Below are 3457 nucleotides of genomic sequence, written 5' to 3'. Positions count from 1 at the left end.
CCCATAACCGAAGGCGTGACCCTTGTGTTATAAGAAGCATCCTCATATCCACTTCATCATTCCGGCAGGCAGCTTTGATAAAGCTAAAAAACAAAGGAAAAAGAACAAGGGTAAATACCTTTTCAACGCCTTTAACCTGGCTAAAGTCTGGCGAGCAAGACTACTGGCATATTTGGCAAAACATCATCTCAAGTTACCGACCTCAATCCCCAACAAGTGGGTGGTTGACTGGCTAGCGAAGTCGTTAATGTAACGGTCGAAAATGTGCCTTTATCATTTGATATTAGCTTTAGTGGAAACACTGAGCTAAATGAAGGTGAGAACACCGTTATCACTGCGGCTATTGCTAATGAACCTGCAGGTTTAACCTATAGCTGGACACAAGTTTCAGGCGCTCAAACTGATTTTACTGCAACGGGTCTTGTGCTAAATCTGACAACACCAGAAGTTTCAGTAGATCAAGCATTAGTGTTTGAACTTGTTGTGAGTGACGGGGAAGAAGAAACAAGTGCTTCTGTCAGTATCAATGTGGCAAAAACGTTAGATGATGGTTGGAGCGAAAACTATAGCGCGGGCAGTTTAGGAGCTGGGCTTCTATTATTATTGCCACTGTTATGGCGTCGCCGTCAGTCTTAATGACGTTAAATAATGTCAGTTAGATTATAGTGCTAATAGCTTGAATTAAGCTTAAGTTCGCTATCAGACCTTAAAAGCCAGTAATACGAAGTTTACTTTGTATTACTGGCTTTTTAATCTTCCCTTTAAATTTGAATAGCTTGTCCAAATATTCTAAATCATCATCAACTGTACTGGTCAAATTCAAACAACCTGTCGGGTTAATCACTTCTCTATATTATGTTAAGTCGATAACAACAGCCTTTCTGTAAAACACAATAATAAGTCGATTCAGTAATGCTTTTACTTGGTGTTTTTAGGCGGTCCAGTAGGTGCCTCATCTGCCGTGATGTAACCATCTTTATTTTTATCAAAATGATTAAAGCGCTTTGTGCCAGCTTTAAACTCTGAAGCCGATACTTTTGCATCGCCATCTTTATCAAATCGATTAATAAATTTATTACTTTGAGTACTGCTTTTGATTTTGTTGTTTTGTTTTTGAGTCGTTGAACCCGTCAGGTTACTTGCCCTTGCATATTCGTTAATATATTCAGTCAGAGGCTGCTCATATGTTTGGGCCGCTAAAACGACATTGCCATCTCGTACACTGCGTACATAATTCTCAACTCGAATAAAATCGCCTTGTGGCCCACGAGACATCGGTGCACCTGTTTTAGGGTCGCTGCGCTGAGAACCCGCGCCATGAACATCCATTGTTATGCCACGCATTTCACCTAAGGCTTTACCAAAGGCCACATAAACCGCTGCAGATTCTGGCACTGGCCCATCAAGATGAGTTGTTGAACTCCAGTAATAAGGATAATCTTTTTCGCCAGATTCATTCTTTATCGAAGATGTGTAAAAAATCGGGTCGATTGCCGCTGAATTAGAGGTTTCAGGTGAGCGGGTATAATCCACGATGCTTTGTAACTCTTTTGCATCTGGTAAACGCCAATCGCTATGGCCAGCTAAAGTTAGATCCTCAGAATATTGCAGTGCTTGTTGCCAATTCAAACCTTTGTTACTGTCTGTCTGTTGCCAAGTTAAACCAGTCGCCAAATCAGTGGTGGTACCATCCTTATTGTCAATGAAGTTGTTTTTACCATAGGCTTTATTTCCCCTCACAAACCTAAAGTACATTTTATTCGGCGTTTTAGTGCGTGGATTAAACTTTGGGTAACCTTTAATACGGCCATCAACAAAATTCACCCCAAAAACCGTATCATCACTTTTCATTGTTTTGCCGACATACTCGGTACTCGACCATGTTTGGGCATCAATCTCTCGTTCTCCAGCTTTAGTATTACCAAGAGGTTGATTGAAGAAACTGGTGTCGATGAAAGGGGTGAGCGCTTTTTCTCCTTTAACGCTGCCTGTAAATTGAATGAGAGAATAGAGCTCTTTAATGGTGGGAATTCGCCAGTCACCATAACCTGCTAATTTTAGAGTGTTTATTTTTAAAAGTGCTTCATCATAACTCAGTTTATCCCCCATCTGTTTTTGCCAGATTAAACCAGTGACATTATCGGTGATAGTGCCATTGTTATTGTCGGTGTAAGAAGGAGGGTTAGTGCTATAACTGGCATCTTGACCATAAAAATCATTGGCATTGTCTGGTAATGGTATTACTGCATTGTTGCTGTAGGATTTTCTTTGTCCGGTATCGACGATTGGGTAACTTGCTATCTTTTGTGATGTTTTGACTATGCTTTCCTTCACTGCAGTATTAACGGCCATAAGATCTTCACTGAAAATGACATTACCACTATAATTTTTATGAATTTCTTTTAAGCTCGCTTCAGCATCAACTTCCCCCGCAGTAAAATGGGTGTAGACCAGATTTTTGACATTAGCTTTTTGGGCAAGTGTACTGGAGTCGTTTAAATTAAGGTGAGCACGATTTTTTTTATTACCGCTCTTTTTATTTTTGTTGTTCGAACCTTTATTTATGCTTTGATCATTAGATTTTTTGTTTTTATTCCGTCCACCTATCATTACCATTCCGCCAGAATCGATAATCATATAATCTGCATTGCTCGCGAAGGTGGGCAGTGCTTCTGAATAAGTCAGATCTCCAGTAATGACAATCGATTGGCCATTGTAATCGAAGCGGTAAGCAACAGTATGAATGGTGTGTGGAACTTGAAGCGTGGTGACCTGTATATCACCGACCTTAAAGGATTCTCCGCCTTGTATATCTGTAACATCAAAAGCCTTGATACGATCGGCAAGGTTTCTCTTAGTTTTGCCTAGTCGATATGTAATATCAGCTTCATACAAATCCAAATTTGTTTCCGTGAGTTTCTTCGTATTGGGTGGACCAACAATGGTGAAGTTATTTCGCCCTAGTAACAGACGAATTAACATGGGTACAAATTCTTCATTATGATCAAGATGATGATGGGTAATAAGTAGGCTAGATAAATGACGAATATCAACGCCGAGTTTAGACAAATTAGCTTGAGTGCCATTACCCATATCAACCAATATATGAGTGTTTCCGGCAGAGATTAACGTACTCGCGCTCGCACGGTTTTCATTATAGATAGGCGAACCAGAACCAATAATAGTGGCCGTTAATTGATCTGCTGCATGAGCAGTAGCAGCTAGCAATGAACTGAACATAAAAAAACCAAATATTATCTTTTTCATAGAAACCTTTTTATGTCTATTGGATGCTATCAACAACGAAAATAGGGTAAATCAAGTCGTCATTATTGTTGCTTGGATATTTAAAATACCAATAAAAAAACCAACAAAAATAAAATTTACTTAACTTTAACAACTTTACATAACGGGCTTTAGTTTATAGTTTTATCCAGCTGTAGTGGTATAGCGAATT

Annotated in this window: 2 protein-coding genes and 1 pseudogene; 2 read left to right on the top strand and 1 reads right to left on the bottom strand. The window is 39.3% G+C overall.

Annotated elements, in window-relative coordinates; translation table 11 throughout:
* Positions 1–229: pseudogene (locus BCU91_RS07375) on the top strand (transposase); the annotation flags it as partial.
* A gap of 35 nt (positions 230–264) precedes the next feature.
* Positions 265–636 carry a GlyGly-CTERM sorting domain-containing protein gene (locus BCU91_RS07370; RefSeq protein ID WP_102531207.1) on the top strand — a complete coding sequence of 124 codons (372 nt, stop codon included), beginning with the start codon at positions 265–267 and terminating at the stop codon, positions 634–636.
* Between the two features lie 282 nt (positions 637–918).
* On the opposite strand, the gene BCU91_RS20155 is transcribed toward BCU91_RS07370, so the two are convergent.
* A complete protein-coding gene (locus BCU91_RS20155) occupies positions 919–3267 on the bottom strand; it encodes a DUF1566 domain-containing protein (RefSeq protein WP_133126587.1) in 2349 nt (782 codons plus the stop codon).
* Positions 3268–3457: the final 190 nt, after the last annotated feature.

Source organism: Shewanella sp. 10N.286.52.B9 (genome assembly GCF_002873635.1).
Classification (GTDB): domain Bacteria; phylum Pseudomonadota; class Gammaproteobacteria; order Enterobacterales; family Shewanellaceae; genus Shewanella.
The sequence above is the reverse complement of the archived record's forward strand: the minus strand, read 5'-3'. Positions and strand labels throughout refer to the sequence as shown.

Excerpts from the sequence above, each read along its gene's own strand:
- BCU91_RS20155 (WP_133126587.1), bottom strand. The coding sequence starts at position 3,267 with ATGAAAAAGATAATATTTGGTTTTTTTATGTTCAGTTCATTGCTAGCT.